This window comes from Halostagnicola larsenii XH-48, from assembly GCF_000517625.1.
GTDB lineage: Archaea > Halobacteriota > Halobacteria > Halobacteriales > Natrialbaceae > Halostagnicola > Halostagnicola larsenii.
This window is the reverse complement of sequence record NZ_CP007055.1, coordinates 2,694,419-2,710,951: the sequence shown is the minus strand read 5'-3', so window position 1 is coordinate 2,710,951 and position 16,533 is coordinate 2,694,419. Positions and strand designations below refer to the sequence as shown.

The following is a 16,533-nucleotide window of genomic DNA, read 5'->3' as shown; positions in this document are numbered from 1 at the left end:
GGTGCGGATGAGCGTTTTATATCAACAGACCACGATGTTGTCTCGACAGACCCCCTCTATTTCGACTGGAACCACAGCCTAAAGGAGTTAGATGCGGAAATGCAACCCCAATAGACGGAAATCGATCGATGGGCTGTTGGAGTTGAAACAGAGGGCAGAGTTACTCCCCGTCGCCATCCCGCCAGGAGTCAGGAACGTCGATGACGTATCGGCCGTCCTCCTGCAGCGAGATAATGTACTCCTCGCGGTTGTACAGTTCCATCAGATTCAACTCGTACTGACCCGGTTTGAGGATTTTGATGCTCTCGAACTGTTCGTTGAGCTCAGCACGAAGCTCCTCGAGCGACGGTTGTTCTCCGGTCGGTTCGCTTACGACTCGGCCGTGATCCGGCGCGGTGGCGTCCTCGATCGGCTCCGAAGAATCCGGGAGTTCGTCGGTCTGGACGACATCGCTTCTGGCGCTTGCCTGGGCCGTATCCTCGCTCTCGATGGGTTCCGTTTCGCTCTCAATGGGTTCCGTTTCGGTCTGTTCGGCCTGTTCGGATTGTGCCGGCTCCGTTGTTGTCGGCTCCGCTGTTGTCGACTCATCTGAGCGGGGCCGATTCTCATCCGTGTCACCGCTCGAATCCTGCGGGTCCTGCGACTTAGAAGACGAGTCGGATGCAGACGAGTCGGATGCGGAAGTGGCGTCGGTGACACCACTGGGTACAGACGCGTCCGCAGACGAAGAAGTGGCGGTCGATGGATCCTTCGACGGCGCAGTAGATCGGTCCTCAGGCGGTCGAGCGGAGTCGGGCCACTCTGGAAACTCCCCGCTCGAGGACGGAACATCGTCGCTTTCGCTCGCTGTCGTCCAGTCGGAAACCGTGTTCCGAGCGGTCTCATCCGTTTTTGTGTTCTGGATGGGTTCGTCGGTTGCGTTCTGGGTGGACTCGTCAGTTGCGTTCTGGGTGGGCTCGTCGGCCGTTGGTTTCTGTGAGGTGTCGCCAGATTCTGTTTTCGAACTGGCCTCAACGTCGACCGCTTGCTGTCCCGAAACGTTGGTTTCAGCGCTCTCTCCACCATGTTGATCAGAGCTGCGAGCCTCACCGCTCGAAGAATCCGATCCAGTCGAGACGAAATCACGAACCGATTCAGCCGCTCGAGCAGCGACGCTGTCGGCCGACTCGCCGGTCGGTCGCTCGGGCGGGGTCCTCGAGTTGTCCGGCGAATTAGTGGGAGAATTCGCATCGGCCGCCGAGGAGGGCGCAAACTGGAACTTGTTGCCGCCGCAGTCGGGACAACCAGAGAGCATCTCCTTCGAACCGTCGGGGAACGTTCGGCCGCAGTTCGTACACTGATGGGGCATTAGTTACGGCTGACGAGCGCGCTGATGAGCGTTTCGTCCTTGTGGAGTGTTTCGATCTGGTTGGCCGGACCGATAACGGTGAGTTTGTTTGCCGACTCGTTGTTACCCATAATCCGGCCGAGAATCGAGGAATTTCCCGTACTCGATTTCGGGTAGGTTTCGATCTCGATCCCGTTGAACTCGTCGGGACTAATTTCGGCCATCGTTACCTCGATGAGGCGACTCTCCTCGTCGGGCGAAAGGCCTTCCTCGAGGATGACGATATTGCCGTCGTGGACGCCGTCGAGGATCATCCGGATCTTCTCCATGCTGGCCATCCCTTCCATTCGTTCGCCGCTGATGAGATCGATCTGGACACCGTCGGGGCTCTCCGGTCCGTCTCCGTCGTCCGCGTTCGTTGCTTTGGGCATCTCAGATCACCCGAAGTACTCCGCGATGTTTTCGTACACTTCGTCCATGTTGTCACCTTCTTTGGCCGACAGCGGGACGGTCTTATGCTGTGGGAACGCATCCTCGATGCGCTTGACACTCGAGTCGTCCAGATCGATCTTGTTCGCGAAGATGAGCACTGGGAGGTCTCGCGATTCGATGATCCCGATCAGCATCGTATTGACCTGTGTGATCGGGTCTTCGGCGCTATCGAGAACGTAGATGACGCCATCGACGTCCTCACGAAGCCAGTGCATTGCCTCTGCGACACCTTCGGTCGCCTCTCGAGAGCGCCGAATCGCGTCGTCTTCTTCCATCTCCCCGGTAAACTCTTCGTAGTCGACCTTGGTCGTCACACCGGGGGTGTCGACGATATCGATCGTCACGGATTTGCCGTTGCGCTCGATTTCGACTCCTTCTTTTCTTCGCGCGCGACGCGTTTCGTGTGGAATGTGACTCTCCGTTCCGATTGCGTCACCTGTCCAGTCTCGAGCAATGCGATTCGCTAACGTCGTCTTCCCGGCGTTCGGCGGCCCGTAGATTCCAATCCGCTTTGGCTCCTGTTCGGAAAACAGCCGATCCGTAGCGCGAGAGATACTATCTTTAAGTCCTTTTAACAGTCCCATCCTAGGGGGCCTCCAGCACCATATGGGTGCATCTGCGCGTACTACGGAACTGAACTCACTTAAGCCTACGTCAGACGTATTGAATATCCAACAACAAGGAGAGTAACGATCTGCGATACTGTTGGATGCGGGACCGGAAAACAGACGAAAGGAGAGTGTCCGGATAAGTCCACACGAAGGAGAATTTCTTGATCGACATCCTAACGTGCTAACTCGAGCACACAGTCGGAATAAATCCACTCGAAACAGATGGAGTAGACCCCCCGAAACAGTCGGAATAGACCCACTCGAAAGAGAGGTGCGTGAAATCGAGAACGGAGACGAATATCTCTCGCTCGAGAGTCGATATGGTTCCAGACCCGTGAAAACGAGAAGGACTGTGGTTGACTGGGAAGGTCACGAGTACTCGGGTAGCGAGGTAATTGTATGAGTACTAGAACCATACTAGTATTTCCGGCTGATCCCCCACCCCTTTGTTTCGACTGGAGATGGAGAAGTGGTGGGGGTGCCAAAGTGGGGAAAATCGGGTAGGATGAGAAAGAACGTCGCTCTAAAAGACGAAAAGAACGGGTAGACCGCTTCGTGACGGGATAGAGCGGAGATTCAGAGTTCTAGTAACTGAGTTGCTATAGACGCGCCGTTCTAGTAACGACTAGGATAACTTAATCTAACTCTAGTAATCTATTGGTTTTGCTAGTTCTACGGATACTGTTTCGAAGCAATCAATATGAATCTTCCCATAATAAAACACTCTCGCAACCCTACCCCCTCTCGTAACCTTCTCCACCTGAAACGAAGGGGTGGGGGGTTCCACGACAACTTCCATGGTATCAACTCCGCAACTAGATCAGCTATACAGTCCACTACATCTCGAATACAGCCTACCACAGCCCGCATACAGCCCACCACAACCCATATACAGTTCACTACAGCCCGATTACTGTCTATGTATCATCTCCGACAGCAATCATATCGCACTTCCACCGCGAAAATCAACAATCGTTCGCATCAATTGGAGACACCCCGCCAATGCTCGGCTATTAGTAGTATGTTCAACTGCAACCAATATCGAAGAAAGTCGTCGAACCTGCCGCTCGCGTAAAACTATCGTCCTCCCGGTTCTCTACCCCCGATTCTCGTGGAATACTTCTGATGGAACGGCGTCCTGAACGAAGTTCGATCACTCTCTCGAGAACCGTGCGGTACCCGTGGTTCAGCAGCATGCTCGAAACTTTCTACGGCACTATAGCCAACACCACCAAAAGCAACATCACGCACGTACGGAACATCACGCACGACACAAGTATACTATTCCTCTTGGATACGAATCTGCCCCTTCTGGATACTATCCGTCCTGAATAGGAAGTGTCCTTCTGAGTACGTTGGCCGTTCTCGAAATAACTGCGAAACGACAATTCTTGGAATCAGAAGGGAAGAATTTAATAGCTAGGTGTTCCTCTGGTTCGTTTGCATCAACTGGACTCCGATCGCGAACTCGTACGCTTGAATGGCTTCTTTCAGGCCCGTACGGGCCACAATAGCTCGCGCTCGAGTCACGTTCCACTCGAAATGACGGGGTGTACGCACGACGAATGTCTGACGACGAATTAGATATGACGGATTCGGACCGAAACGTCGAACTCGGAGGCCCTGACGGGTTCTCTACCGAGTTGAAAGGATCCAATCTCGGCGACGACGAGCCGAACCAGGGTCTGTTCGACGATCTGTTGAGCGGTGAGCCAATCTTCGAGAACAAGGAGGTTCTCAGACCATCGTACACGCCACATGAACTCCCCCACCGGAGCGACCAGATCAACAAGATGGCGACGATCCTCGTCGCCGCGTTGCGTGGGGAAACCCCCTCGAACATCCTGATCTACGGCAAGACGGGAACGGGAAAGACCGCGAGCGCAAAATTCGTGAGCAAGGAACTCGAAAGCACGTCGTCGAAATACAGCGTTCCCTGCGACGTCGAGTACATCAACTGCGAAGTGACCGATACGCAGTATCGGGTGCTCGCACAACTCGCGAACAAGTTCATCGAAGAGAACGAAGACCGGATCGAAACGCGCATCGCCGAACTCCGATCGCTCATCGAGTCGGTCGAGGAATTCGACCGCGGCCACGATTCGGACACGGGACGTGGACAATCATCCGAGGATATTTCGAGTACGCAACACCAAGCGGGACTCGCCTCGAGCGCTGACCCAGGGGCGAATACGGGAACGGAGAGCAATCGGTCGACGACGGACGCGAATCCAACCGATTCGAACGCATCGGATGAGACCGCTCCAAGCCCCTCGTCGGCAGATTCGGCGATGGATCACGACGACGTCGCTGGATCGAGTAACGTGACGACCGAGCAAACTAGCATATCGGCGGCGGATGGCCCGAACTTCGATACCGACGACTCTTCGGGCGGCGACTCCGACAAGTCAGATGACTCGGTGAACGCTGGGGCTCACCAGAGCGATGAAGCGACTTCTTCGCGCGCACGGTCGAATTCCAGTTCAAATCCCAACTCGACTTCAAGTCCTGATTCGACTTCATCCCCCGATTCGACTTCATCTCTCGATCCAGCTATGACCGCTGCTGACCGCGACTCGGATGAGTCGGATATCGACCTTTCGTCGGACGATTCTCCAGTCGAAACTGAGGGGTTCGAATCCGGTGACGGGGAGCCGTCGACCGGTATCGTCGAGCACCCCCTCGAGTCGACACCGTTCGACTCGCTCGAGGACGTCGAGGATCGGATCGCGAAACTCGAAGAAGACAAGGAGTCCTTCGAGGAGGTTCCGATGACCGGGTGGCCGACCGATCGGGTCTACAGCGTCTTTTTCGATGCGGTCGATTACTCAGAACGGGTCGTCGTCATCATGCTCGACGAGATCGACAAACTCGTCGAGAAAAGCGGCGACGATACGCTCTATAACCTTTCGCGGATGAACTCCGAACTCGAGAACTCTCGCGTCTCGATCATCGGTATTTCGAACGACCTGAAGTTCACTGACTTTCTCGATCCGCGCGTCAAGTCGAGTCTGGGCGAAGAAGAGATCGTCTTCCCGCCCTACGACGCGAACCAGCTGCGCGATATCCTCCAGCACCGCTCGGAGGTCGCGTTCAAAGGCGGTGCGCTCTCGGGTGACGTGATCCCGTTGTGTGCGGCCTTTGCCGCCCAGGAACACGGCGACGCGCGTCGCGCGCTTGATCTCCTTCGAACGGCGGGCGAACTCGCCGAGCGGTCCCAATCGGAAACCATCGTCGAGGAACACGTCCGACAGGCCCAGGACAAGATCGAACTCGATCGGGTCGTCGAAGTCGTTCGAACGTTACCTACCCAGAGCAAACTCGTCCTTTTCTCGATCATCTCGCTCGAGAAACACGGCGTCAAAAGCATCAACACGGGCGAAGTGTTCAACATTTACAAGCGCCTCTGCGAGGAGATCGACGCCGACGTGCTCACCCAGCGGCGCGTGACGGACCTCATCAGCGAACTCGACATGCTCGGGATCGTAAACGCGGTCGTCGTCTCGAAGGGACGGTACGGCCGGACCAAGGAGATCAGCCTCTCCGTTCCACTCGAGGAGACGGAGGCCGTCTTACTGAGCGACTCGAGACTGAGCGATATCGACGATATCCAGCCGTTCGTGCAGGCGCGGTTCGAAAACTAGTTTCTGTGTAGTCTACTCGAGGTCGCCGTTTCCGTCCGATAAAGTCGTCGTAATTCAGTTTCGATCAGACCAGTGTTTTCCCGCAACGGTAACGGCTCCGGCGACGCTGCTGGCTCCAATCGAAACGCCGGCGACCGCCTGTGGCGCGACCGTCCCGCTGATCGCTCCGAACAGGTACTTATCGAACAGCAGGCGGATGTTTCCGAGCCACGGAATCCGGAACGACGCCTTTCCGGTGATCCATTCGGGTTTGACGATAGCATTAGACCTCGCACCGGCCCCGGCTTCCTGATCGTAGCCGCCGTTATCATCCCCTTTCGTGATGAATCCATCGTGGTCTGCCGGACATGACTCAACCTCACTACAGGTCGTGTCCTCGCCGATGATCGCCGGATCCGCCTGTTCGACCCAGTTATCTCCCTTTTCGACCCAGAAGTGGGCTCTGTGTATCACTGGTGTAGCTGTTTCGCTCCCACCCGGCTGAAACACGACGACGTCACCGGCCTTTCCGAACTTGTCGTAGCCGCTTTCCTGGCCGCTCTCGAGCGTGACGACGCCGGTTCCGTCGACCGGGTTATCTCCGACGAACCGATCCTCACCGACGACGAAGATCAGATCCCCTTCCTGCATATTGGGGTGCATACTTCCGCTCTCGACGGCGACCAGCGGCGGCCAGATTCCGCTGATGGCGAACAACACAAGTCCAATTGCTGCAACGATCGCGACACTTGTCAGGACATCCCGGACCATCATGACGGTTCCATCCTCCGTCTTCAAGAACCACCGGAGGAGTCCGTCGTCCTCGATCGTCACCCGGTCTGTCGAGTCGCTTCGAGCGTCGTTGGTCTCCCTTCGAGCGTCGTTGGACTGCGCTCGAGCGCGATCGGATCGTGTGCGAGGCGTTTCGCCCGCTCCTTGCGAGGTTTCAGCGACGCCTCGAGAGCTGTCGGACCCGCTTCGAGAACTCGAGGTCCGACTCGAGTCCGTCCGGTCGTCCGGATCGTCGAATCCGTCGGCAGTCGCTCGAGAAGATTCCGGGTCGGCTATTTCGGATTCGTCCCCGTGATTGCCGGGTTCATCGGTGCCGTTCTCGAGTTCGTCAGTGCCGGTCTCGGATTCGTCGGTGCGATCCTCGAGTTCATCGCTGTCAGGCTCGGATTTGTCGGCACCGTACCCGGGCTCCTCGGTACCGTTTTTGGGTTCGTTCCCGTTGTTCTCCGGTTCGCGATAGTCGTCTGACTCGGACGACGAACCGGTTCGGTCTCGGTCGTCGTAGCCGTCGTTGCCGTCGCCATCGCCCATTGAATTTCATTTTGCGAGGACCGTGTATCAACTTTCCCCTCCGCGTCATTCGCGGGGAGCCGATCCGTCATCCTTTTCTCGCCACTCGCGAATGCGAATCGTGTGCCACTCGAGGGTCCGGCCCGGATCGTCAGCGAATTGACCACCCGCGGGTACAACGCAGAGCGCGAGGCCGTGACCCTCATCGCCGCCGCGGAGCGACCACAGCCGACCCTCGAGCAGGTCGTCGAGCAGCTACCCGAGAGAACGCTGGTCGTGCGCACGGAGCACGTTCGAGCGGTTCTCGAGGAGTCGACGCCGGCCTCGAGCGAATCATCGCCAGTATCGAGCGAATCGCCCCCATCCAATCCTTCGAGGGACGGAGACGATTCCACAGACCGGCCGCAGAACAACCCCTCCGTTTCGACTGGAGACCCCTCCCAACCGTCACCCACACCGAGGACCGATCCTCCAGTTGAAACGGAGGGGTCTGTCGACCACATCGAGCGGTCGAGCGACATCTCGAGACGCTCGCTCGAGATCGCGAACGATATGACCGGTGAGAGTACTGGAACGGGCGAGTACAAGGACTTCGTCGCCGTCTTTCGCGACCGACTCGAGCGGTTGGGGTCGAAACTTCGCGGTCGGTTCAACCATCGTCCGGCCTCCGCCATCCAGAGCATGCCGGGCGGGAGCGAGGCGGCGATGGTCGGACTCGTCAACGACATTCGCTCGACCGCGAGCGGGCACTGGCTGATCGAACTCGAGGACGCGACCGGGACGTTCCCGTGGCTGGTGATGAAAGACAGGGAGTACGCCGACCTCGTCGAGGAGTTGCTCTGCGACGAGGTGCTGGCGATGGAGGGGACGCTGGCGGACGATTCGGGCATCGCGTTCGTCGACTCGATGTCGTTTCCGGACGTGCCGCGGACGTACGAACCGTCCACCGCGGACCGCCACGTTCAGGCCGCGCTCATCAGCGACGTCCACGTGGGCAGCCAGGAGTTCATGGCGGACGCCTGGAACCGATTTGCGGACTGGCTGCACACCGAAGAGGCCCAGCACGTCGAGTACCTGTTGCTCGCCGGCGACATGGTCGAGGGCGTCGGCGTCTATCCGGATCAGGACGAGGAACTCGACATCGTCGACATCTACGACCAGTACGAGGCGTTCAACGAGTGTCTCAAACGGGTACCCGGCGATTTAGATATCGTGATGATTCCGGGAAACCACGACGCGGTCCGACTCGCAGAGCCCCAGCCGGGATTCGACGAGCGCCTCCGAAACATCATGTCCGCCCACGATCCGCGGATCGTGAGCAATCCCTCGACGGTTACCCTCGAGGGAGTCTCGGTCCTGATGTATCACGGCGTCAGCCTCGACGAAGTGATCGCTGAACTGCCCGAGGAGAAGGCGAACTACGACGAACCGCACAAAGCGATGTACCACCTCCTCAAAAAGCGCCACGTCGCCCCGCAGTTCGGCGGTCACACGAGGCTCGCTCCCGAGAAGGAAGATTACCTGATTATCGAAGACGTCCCCGACATTTTTCACACCGGCCACGTCCACAAACTCGGCTTCGGCAAGTACCACAACGTACTCGCGATCAACTCCGGATGCTGGCAGGCCCAGACGGATTTCCAGAAGAGCGTCAACATCGACCCCGACGCCGGCTACGCGCCGATCGTCGATCTCGACACGCTCGACGTAACCGTCCAGAAGTTCAGCTAAGACGCCGACACTCTCTCTTGTGTTCGGGTCGAACGTGCTCGAGTCGAAACCGAGCCCTAATCTATCACGGCTCGAGTCGAATCAGGGCTCGAGCTGAAACTTCTCCGTGCGCGCGTTTTCGAACCGGGGGCCCGACCCGCAGTTTCGAAAGCCGAGTTGGTCGGCGGCGGCTTTGACGCCGTCGGCCTCCGGCGGGACGAGGAGTTCGACGGTCATCGATTCACCCTCCGCGAACCGAACGGGCTCGGCCAGCAGTTCGACGCAGGCGTCGTCCGTGCCGCCGATCTGGGTGACGTGGACCGTGTCGTCTTTCGCGTCAAAACTCACGAACCCGAGCAGGTCCTCGGGATTCGATTCGTCGTACTGCGTGTCGCTGGCCTGAACGTCCGCGTTTGGATCGTGGGTGCTGTCTTCAGCGACGCGGACCGTCCGATCGTGCACGAGATTCCGCATCACGTCAGTTGGCGAGTCAGCGATGGACGCAAGCGCATCGGCATCGGCCTCGAGTGCGTCGCGTATGTTCATTATTGTGTGGTAATGGCTTGCACTACTATAAATCCCGCCCGGCGGCGCGTCGGTATTCGACACCGCCGTGAGAGTGATTGGACCCTCGCCATCACTGTAGGCGCGGTTGGACCGACCCGTCTGACCCCTCGTACCGAATCGTTCGCGTCGATCCGGTCGCGGGTAAAAACGCGACCGATGGGACACAGTTATTTGCTCGCTCTTGTAATGAACTGGCACATGAGCAATACCACGGCCACTCACGTCGATTGTGGGGTGTCTCTATGCGCGTCGTAGCTAAATTCGGGGGAACGAGTCTCGGAACGGGCGACCGAATCAACCGGGCCGCAGATTCCGTCGCTGCGGCAGTCGAAGACGGCCACGAAATCGCCGTCGTCGCGAGCGCGATGGGATCGACCACCGACGATTTGCTCGAGGATATTACGTTCGAAACCGGCGACGAGGACAGAGCCCAGATCGTCAGCATGGGCGAGCGAACCTCCGTCAGGATGCTTAAAGCGGCGCTTTCGGCCCGCGACATCGAAGCGCGATTCCTCGAGCCGGGCAGCGAGGATTGGCCGATTATCACCGACGAGCACGGCGAGGTCGACGTCGAGGAGACCCAACGGCGCGCCTTCGAGGTCGCCGAGACCCTCGAGGACGTCGTGCCGGTCATCACCGGATTCCTCGCGGAGGGAACGAACGGCTCGATCACCACGCTCGGTCGGGGCGGCAGCGACACGACGGCCGTCATGCTCGGCAAGTACATGGACGCGGACGAGGTCGTCATCGTCACCGACGTCGAGGGCGTCATGACCGGCGATCCGCGGGTCGTCGAAGGGGCCAGAAACGTCGGCGAAATCTCCGTCGACGAACTTCGAAACCTGTCGTTCCGGGGCGCAGAGGTCGTCGCGCCCTCTGCGCTTTCGTACAAGGACAACACCCTCGACGTTCGGGTCGTCCATTACCAGCACGGCGACCTTCTCAGCGGCGGGACGAGCATCGAAGGCGAGTTTCAGAACCTCGTCGATCTTCGGGAGCGACCGATCGCCTGTCTCACCGTCGCGGGTCGGGCGATTCGAAACCAGCCCGGTGTCTTCCAGCACCTTTCCCAAGCGCTCGGCGAGAGCGACGTCAACATCGAAGCCGTCGCAAGCGGCGTTGACACGGTGACGTTTTACATCGACGAAGAGGAATCCGAGCGAGCCGAAAACATCCTCCATCGCGAGGTCATCGCCCGCGACGAGTTCTCGAGCGTCACCGTCGACTCGCCGATGGCGGTCGTCCGCGTGACCGGCGGCGAACTGCCGAACCAGCCAGGGATCATCAGCGACATCGTCAACCCGCTCTCGGACGCCCGGATCAACCTCCAGGACATTATCACGAGCGCGACCAGCGTCGCGCTCGTCGTCGACTGGGACGACCGCGAGGAAACTTTAGAAATAACGCAAGACCTGTTCTAGGTCTCGAGAGCGGTTCCGATCGCCTCGTTTTTATTCGCCTCGCATTCTCCTGGCTTGCATAGTCTGGCTCAAGTGATTTTCACGGATGGCACATTGTTCGAGCCATGTTAGAACTCGCACTCACGTTCTTCGTCATCGCAGTAATCGCGGGCTTCTTCGGCCTGAGCGGGATCGCGGGGATCACGATGACGATCGCGAAGTGGCTCGTGCTCATCTTTCTGGTGCTCGCGGTCGTTTCGTTGCTTCTCTAACCGTCAGTTGCGCGGCGGACGTGGAAATCGTCACTCAGCGTCGATCAGAAGCGAATAGAGCAGACAACCGAGTCCGCCGACTTCGCTGAGACGGCTCGCCATCGGAAGGTAGTACGACCTGACCCGAGGCTCGAGCGTCGTTAATTGCGCTACCGAATCGACGACGATCGAAAACGCGAACGGAACGATCGTCAGCAGGCACAATCCCAGCGCCAGAAATAGCATTCGACGGCTCTCGTGGTGGCGATAGCCGCGATAGGCCTGAAACACGATGAACAGCGCCAACCCGATCGCGACGAGCGTCACCGAAAGTAACGTCAGGTAGTCGAACGAGAGGTTCGTCGCCGCTGGAGTCAGTGTCATATCAAAGTCCCTCCCACATACTTGTGAACCGGTCTGAGAGGCTCTCCGTCGGTTTCGATTCGATCGTGACGGTGAAGCCGTCCTCGTCTAAGTCGACCGTGAGGTTGTCGAGTCGGGCTTCGTACACGCTGTAGTGGTTCCCGTCCGCTTCGACGACGGTCTGCTCTGCGAGGAGTCCACACTCGATGAGCCGTTCAGCCCGCCGGTAGATCGTCGACAACGAGGCGTCGCACGCCTCGCTGAGTTCGTGTGCCGACCGCGAGCCATTGACCGTCTCGACGAGGATTTCGCGCGCGTACTCGTCGTCGAGCTGGGCGAATATCTCGTGGGATCGATCGGATCCACGCTCGTCGTTGTCGTCTCGATTTGATTCGCTCACGTGTCGTGGCTCTGCGATGGTCCGGCGTCTCGAGTTCCGAACGCGTGTTTGAAATTCGTCTCGCCCCGTCCGGTAAGGTCCCGTCACGACTATCACGTACGATTCTCGATGTATGTTTTGCGTTCTGTGTCACACGCCGTTCGGCTCCGTTCGTTTCGGCGGCTCCCTTCCTCGAGTACGTCGTTTCCCGTCTTCGGTCCGTCGTTAGCGAACGCGGGGGAACACCATCGCGATCCCGTACTGCACGCAGACGGTTGCAACAAACGCGACGACCCCCGCAGCGGTACTCGACAGCACGGACTGGGCCACCGCAAAGACCCCGATAAAGAGCCCCGACGTTACGAGGCCCGCCGCGATCGTCCAGACGACCGCGTACGTCGGCGAATACTCGACCGGCCAGTACTCGCCGTACGCGTACGGGATAAAGATGCCGAGCGTACAGATCAACAGGAATCGATTGCCGACGCTTTCCCCGACCGGAGCGAGGAAAAACGCGACGAGTGCGATGGCGACCGCGGCGATGCTGACCGACAGATCTGCCGTCAGGTCGTCGGTGAGCCGTTCGGGAAGCGATCGAGATTCGTTCATCGACCAGTGATTGATCGTAGGTACCTATAGTACATCACTAGCGTTCGCCGAGTCAGCGAATCACGGGGGTATAGTCCCGATTCGTCCTTACTAACCCGTCTTTGGACGCTTCGAGATCTCGCGGTCCGAGACGCCGAGGCAGTTTACTCCTCTGCGAGCAGATCCTCCGTCGCGTACTCCTCGCGTAGCACCTTCTTGTTGAACTTCCCGGTCGCGGTCTTCGGTACCTCGTCGATGAAGACCACGGTGTCGGGCGTCCACCAGTCGGGGTAGCTCTCGCCGACGAAAGACTCGAGTTCGCTCTCGAACTCGTCTTCCTCGAGGTCCGCACCGTCGGCGGGAACCACGAACGCGGCGGGTCGTTCCTGCCAGCGTTCGTGGGGGACGCCGATGACGGTCGCCTCGCTGACGGCGTCGTGGGCCATGATCGCGTTCTCGAGTTCGACCGAGGAGATCCACTCGCCGCCGCTTTTGATCACGTCCTTGGCGCGGTCGACGATCTGGATGTAGCCCTCGTCGTCGACGGTGACGATGTCGCCGGTTTTGAGCCACGAGCCCTCGAAATCCGCCTCGTTCGCGTCGGGGCGTTTGAAGTACGAGTCGGTCACCCACGGGCCCCGAACGTACAGTTCGCCGAACTCCTCGCCGTTCCACTCGATTTCCTCGCCGTCGTCGTCGACCACTTTGAACTCGAGGCCGGGGACGACCAGTCCCTGTTTGCCGCGTTTCTCGTACTGCTGGTCGGCCGAGAGGTCGCCGAGTCCTTCCTTGATGTGTGCGACGGTCCCGACGGGCGACATCTCGGTCATTCCCCAGGCGTGGACGACGTCGACGCCGAGGTCGTCGTACCGCTCGATCAGGCTTTTGGGGGCCGCGCTGCCGCCGATGACGATGCGCTCTAACGAGGAGAGGTCCGCGTCGTTCTCTTCGAGATACTCGAGGACGCCGAGCCAGACCGTCGGCACGCCGGCGGTGAGGGTGACGCCTTCCTCCTCGATGAGCGAAACGAGGTCGGCGGGGGAGGGCGAGGGGCCGGGATAGACGTGCTTCGCGCCGGCGGCGGTGGCCGTAAACGGCAGTCCCCAGGCGTTGACGTGGAACATCGGGACGACGGGCATCACAACGTCGGCGTCGCGAACGCCGAGTCCTTGCGGGGTGAGCGTGGACATCGTGTGCGACCACAGCATCCGCTGGGTGTACTCGACGCCTTTGGGCTTGCCGGTGGTTCCGGAGGTGTAGCACATCCCCGCCGGCGTTTCCTCGTCGAGTTCGGGCCAGTCGTACTCGGTCGGCTGTCCACCGATAAAGGACTCGTAGTCGGTGACGGGACCGAGACTCGTTTCGGGGACCTCCGTTCCGATGACGACGTACTGCTCGACGCTCGAGAACGCCGCCTCGTCGTAGGCCGCTTCGAGGGGCTCGAGCAGCGAGGGATCGACGAAAAGCACCGCGTCCGCGGCGTTCTCGACGATGTACTGAATGTGCTCGGGCGGAAGCAGCGGATTGATCGTGTGCAGTTGTCCCCCGATGTTGGGCGCCCCGAAGTAGATTTCGGCGTGTCTGCTGTGATTCCAGCAGAACGTGCCGACCCGCTCGCCCCCGTCGCCGACTCCGAGATCAGAGAGCGCGTTCGCTAACTGCCGGGTTCGATCGGCGTACTCGCTGTACGTGTGTCGTTCGATCCCCTCGTGGGTCCGCGAGACGACCTCTCGGTCAGGATACAGTCGTTCGGCACGCCACAGAAACGGTCTCAACGTCTGGTCGTACCCAGCCATGTCTCTGGATTCTGTCCTATTCCTCATAATAGTATGTGTTGGTATCACACTGTCAGCCTACCGAAATTGGCGACGGCTCAGTCGAACGCGTTTCAGTCCATTACTGCGCGAAGCCGTCGACTGGGTGCCGGGTCGGCCCCTCGATGGCCACTTTATATCAGATAGAGTAAACAATCTCGAGGCCGTCGGCCATTTCATGGTTGCTTACAAGTCAAAAGCCGTAGAACGGATCCGGTTACCCGGCAGGGACGAGCGCGAACGCGCGCTCGAGGAAGCCGGCTACAACGTCTTCGCGCTCGCGGCCGACGACGTCTACATCGATCTTCTCACCGATAGCGGAACGGGAGCGATGAGCGACGAGCAGTGGGCCGCGTTGCACCGCGGCGACGAGTCCTATGCCGGGTCGCCGAGTTTCGAACGGCTCGAGTCGGCCGTCGCGGACGTGATGGGGTTCCCGTACGTGATCCCGGCCCATCAGGGCCGAGGCGCGGAGAACGTGCTCTACGGGTCCATTCTCTCCGAGGGCGACGTCGTCCCGAACAACACCCACTTCGATACGACTCGAGCGCACGTCGCGAATCAGGGTGCGGAAGCCGTCGACTGCCCGATTGAAGGCGCACACGACCTGAGCGCCGCCGAGTCGTTCAAGGGGAACTTCTCCGTCGAGCGCGCCCGCGAGGCCGTCTCGGAGGTCGGCGCGGAGAACGTGCCGCTGGTCATCTCGACGATCACCAACAACTCGACGGCGGGCCAACCGGTCAGCATCGAGAACACGCGCCGGGTTCGCGCCTTCGCCGATGAGATCGACGCCACGTTCGTCATCGACGCCTGTCGATTTGCCGAGAACGCCTTCTTCGTCCGCGAACGCGAGGACGAGTACGCCGAGATGTCCGTCGCCGACATCGCTCGAGAACAACTCGAGTACGCCGACGCCGTCGTGATGAGCGGGAAGAAAGACGGCCTCGCGAACACGGGCGGGTTCGTCGCGACTCGAGACGAAGCCCTCTTCGAGCGCTGTAAGAGCCGAGCCATCCTCTACGAAGGGTTCCCGACCTACGGCGGCATGGCCGGCCGGGACATAGAGGCGATGGCCGTCGGGCTTCGCGAGGCGGTCACCGACGCCTACATCGAGGACCGAATCGAGCAGGTTCGAACGCTCGGATCGATGCTCGAGGAAGCCGACATCCCAACCTACACGCCCGTCGGCGGCCACGCCGTCTATCTCGACGCCGGGTCGTTTTACCCTCATCTCGACTCGAGCGAGTTCCCCGGACAGGTCCTCGTCTGCGAACTCTACCGCGAAGGCGGGGTTCGCGGGGTCGAACTCGGCAGCTTCGCGTTCCCCGATTCGGACCGGCCGGAACTCGTCCGCCTCGCGATTCCGCGTCGAACCTACCATCAGGAACACTTCGAACACGTTCTCGAGACGGTCAAAAGAGCCTACGAAAACCGCGATACAGTCGACGGGCTCCGACTCGCGACCGAGCCCGAGATTCCGGAACTGCGCCACTTCACCGCCGAACTCGAGCCCGTCTCGAGGTGAAGACGCTTCTGCGGAGCGTGTTCTTGCAGTCTGTCGGTGAGCGCTTTTTCAGCCTCCAGGCACAGTTAGCGCTTTTGTAGGACACGTCGCGCACGGTCGCCGAGCGTCGGTCTCGGCTCCGCTTTCGTCCTGCTGGTGAGCCGTCGTTTCGCTCGCGTTCGTAGACCGCTCTGTGACCCCGTCGAGCCGGCGGCGTCGACGATCCAGTTCGGAAGCTGTTCCTCGAGTTCCGCGCGCTTTTGTGCCCGCATCGTGCTGTACCGTCGCAGGGCGAGACCGACGCCGATGAATAGCCCGGCGTCGAGCAGTTCTCGGCGAAACCGTGCGGAGTCATCTCGAACGGCGAGGGCTTTCATCAGCGAGATGACGCCGATCCCGAGGTACAGCAGCGAATTCCGTCCGGGATCACCGCGGAGGAGCCGTTGTAGATTCATGCGCACCGACGTACCACGGTCTCGTTCATAAAACCAACCCGCGCGCTCAGAGCTAACCGACCCGCGCTCTCAGAGATGACTGATCCGCACTTTCAGGGATGACTGACCCATGCTTTAAGCGATAACCGACTCGTCCTCTCCGAAGAC

General features: G+C 59.6%; 15 protein-coding genes. 5 read left to right on the top strand and 10 right to left on the bottom strand.

Going from position 1 to position 16,533, the window contains the following annotated elements:
* Positions 1 to 160 precede the first annotated feature (160 nt).
* The 3 genes from HALLA_RS13665 to HALLA_RS13655 are packed head-to-tail and all read right to left on the bottom strand — an operon-like array spanning position 161 to position 2,403.
* Positions 161 to 1,348: an OapC/ArvC family zinc-ribbon domain-containing protein gene (locus HALLA_RS13665; RefSeq protein ID WP_049953879.1), complete on the bottom strand. Its 1,188-nt coding sequence runs from the start codon at positions 1,346 to 1,348 to the stop codon at positions 161 to 163.
* Positions 1,348 to 1,758, bottom strand: a complete 411-nt coding sequence (locus tag HALLA_RS13660) for a DUF2073 domain-containing protein (RefSeq protein ID WP_049953878.1) — start codon at positions 1,756 to 1,758, stop codon at positions 1,348 to 1,350. Before HALLA_RS13660 ends, HALLA_RS13665 begins: the two co-directional genes overlap by 1 nt.
* A gap of 6 nt (positions 1,759 to 1,764) precedes the next feature.
* Positions 1,765 to 2,403, bottom strand: a complete 639-nt coding sequence (locus tag HALLA_RS13655) for an Era-like GTP-binding protein (RefSeq protein ID WP_049953877.1) — start codon at positions 2,401 to 2,403, stop codon at positions 1,765 to 1,767.
* 1,592 nt (positions 2,404 to 3,995) lie between these two features.
* On the opposite strand from HALLA_RS13655, the gene HALLA_RS21345 reads away from it, so the two are divergent.
* Positions 3,996 to 6,074, top strand: a complete 2,079-nt coding sequence (locus tag HALLA_RS21345) for a Cdc6/Cdc18 family protein (protein WP_049953876.1) — start codon at positions 3,996 to 3,998, stop codon at positions 6,072 to 6,074.
* A 54-nt stretch (positions 6,075 to 6,128) separates the two neighbouring features.
* Here the strand turns inward: HALLA_RS21345 and HALLA_RS13645 are convergent, their stop codons facing one another.
* Positions 6,129 to 7,376, bottom strand: a complete 1,248-nt coding sequence (locus HALLA_RS13645; RefSeq protein ID WP_084569019.1) for a S26 family signal peptidase — start codon at positions 7,374 to 7,376, stop codon at positions 6,129 to 6,131.
* A gap of 102 nt (positions 7,377 to 7,478) precedes the next feature.
* Here HALLA_RS13645 and HALLA_RS13640 point away from each other — a divergent pair, with 102 nt between their 5' ends.
* Positions 7,479 to 9,086: a DNA-directed DNA polymerase II small subunit gene (locus HALLA_RS13640; protein ID WP_049953875.1), complete on the top strand. Its 1,608-nt coding sequence runs from the start codon at positions 7,479 to 7,481 to the stop codon at positions 9,084 to 9,086.
* A gap of 81 nt (positions 9,087 to 9,167) precedes the next feature.
* Here HALLA_RS13640 and HALLA_RS13635 read toward each other — a convergent pair whose 3' ends face one another.
* A complete protein-coding gene (locus tag HALLA_RS13635; RefSeq protein ID WP_049953874.1) occupies positions 9,168 to 9,611 on the bottom strand; it encodes a hypothetical protein in 444 nt (147 codons plus the stop codon).
* A gap of 263 nt (positions 9,612 to 9,874) precedes the next feature.
* Between HALLA_RS13635 and HALLA_RS13630 the strand changes: the two genes are divergently transcribed.
* Together HALLA_RS13630 and HALLA_RS20045 are read left to right on the top strand one after the other, a co-directional pair.
* Complete coding sequence (locus HALLA_RS13630; RefSeq protein ID WP_049953873.1) at positions 9,875 to 11,053, top strand: aspartate kinase; 1,179 nt, start codon at positions 9,875 to 9,877, stop codon at positions 11,051 to 11,053.
* 104 nt (positions 11,054 to 11,157) lie between these two features.
* Entirely contained in the window at positions 11,158 to 11,304 is a 147-nt protein-coding gene (locus HALLA_RS20045) for a DUF1328 domain-containing protein (RefSeq protein ID WP_084569018.1), read from the top strand.
* Positions 11,305 to 11,334: 30 nt separating this feature from the next.
* Here HALLA_RS20045 and HALLA_RS13625 read toward each other — a convergent pair whose 3' ends face one another.
* From HALLA_RS13625 to HALLA_RS13610, 4 genes are all read right to left on the bottom strand, one after another.
* Positions 11,335 to 11,667: a hypothetical protein gene (locus HALLA_RS13625; protein ID WP_049953872.1), complete on the bottom strand. Its 333-nt coding sequence runs from the start codon at positions 11,665 to 11,667 to the stop codon at positions 11,335 to 11,337.
* A gap of 1 nt (position 11,668) precedes the next feature.
* A complete protein-coding gene (locus tag HALLA_RS13620; protein WP_049953871.1) occupies positions 11,669 to 12,046 on the bottom strand; it encodes a winged helix-turn-helix domain-containing protein in 378 nt (125 codons plus the stop codon).
* A 204-nt stretch (positions 12,047 to 12,250) separates the two neighbouring features.
* Positions 12,251 to 12,634: a hypothetical protein gene (locus HALLA_RS13615; RefSeq protein WP_049953870.1), complete on the bottom strand. Its 384-nt coding sequence runs from the start codon at positions 12,632 to 12,634 to the stop codon at positions 12,251 to 12,253.
* Between the two features lie 143 nt (positions 12,635 to 12,777).
* A complete protein-coding gene (locus tag HALLA_RS13610; protein WP_049953869.1) occupies positions 12,778 to 14,409 on the bottom strand; it encodes a long-chain fatty acid--CoA ligase in 1,632 nt (543 codons plus the stop codon).
* A gap of 196 nt (positions 14,410 to 14,605) precedes the next feature.
* Between HALLA_RS13610 and HALLA_RS13605 the strand changes: the two genes are divergently transcribed.
* A complete protein-coding gene (locus HALLA_RS13605; RefSeq protein ID WP_049953868.1) occupies positions 14,606 to 15,952 on the top strand; it encodes a tryptophanase in 1,347 nt (448 codons plus the stop codon).
* A gap of 65 nt (positions 15,953 to 16,017) precedes the next feature.
* Here HALLA_RS13605 and HALLA_RS13600 read toward each other — a convergent pair whose 3' ends face one another.
* Positions 16,018 to 16,386 (bottom strand): hypothetical protein, encoded by a 369-nt coding sequence (locus HALLA_RS13600; protein ID WP_049953867.1) that lies wholly within the window; start codon positions 16,384 to 16,386, stop codon positions 16,018 to 16,020.
* Positions 16,387 to 16,533: the final 147 nt, after the last annotated feature.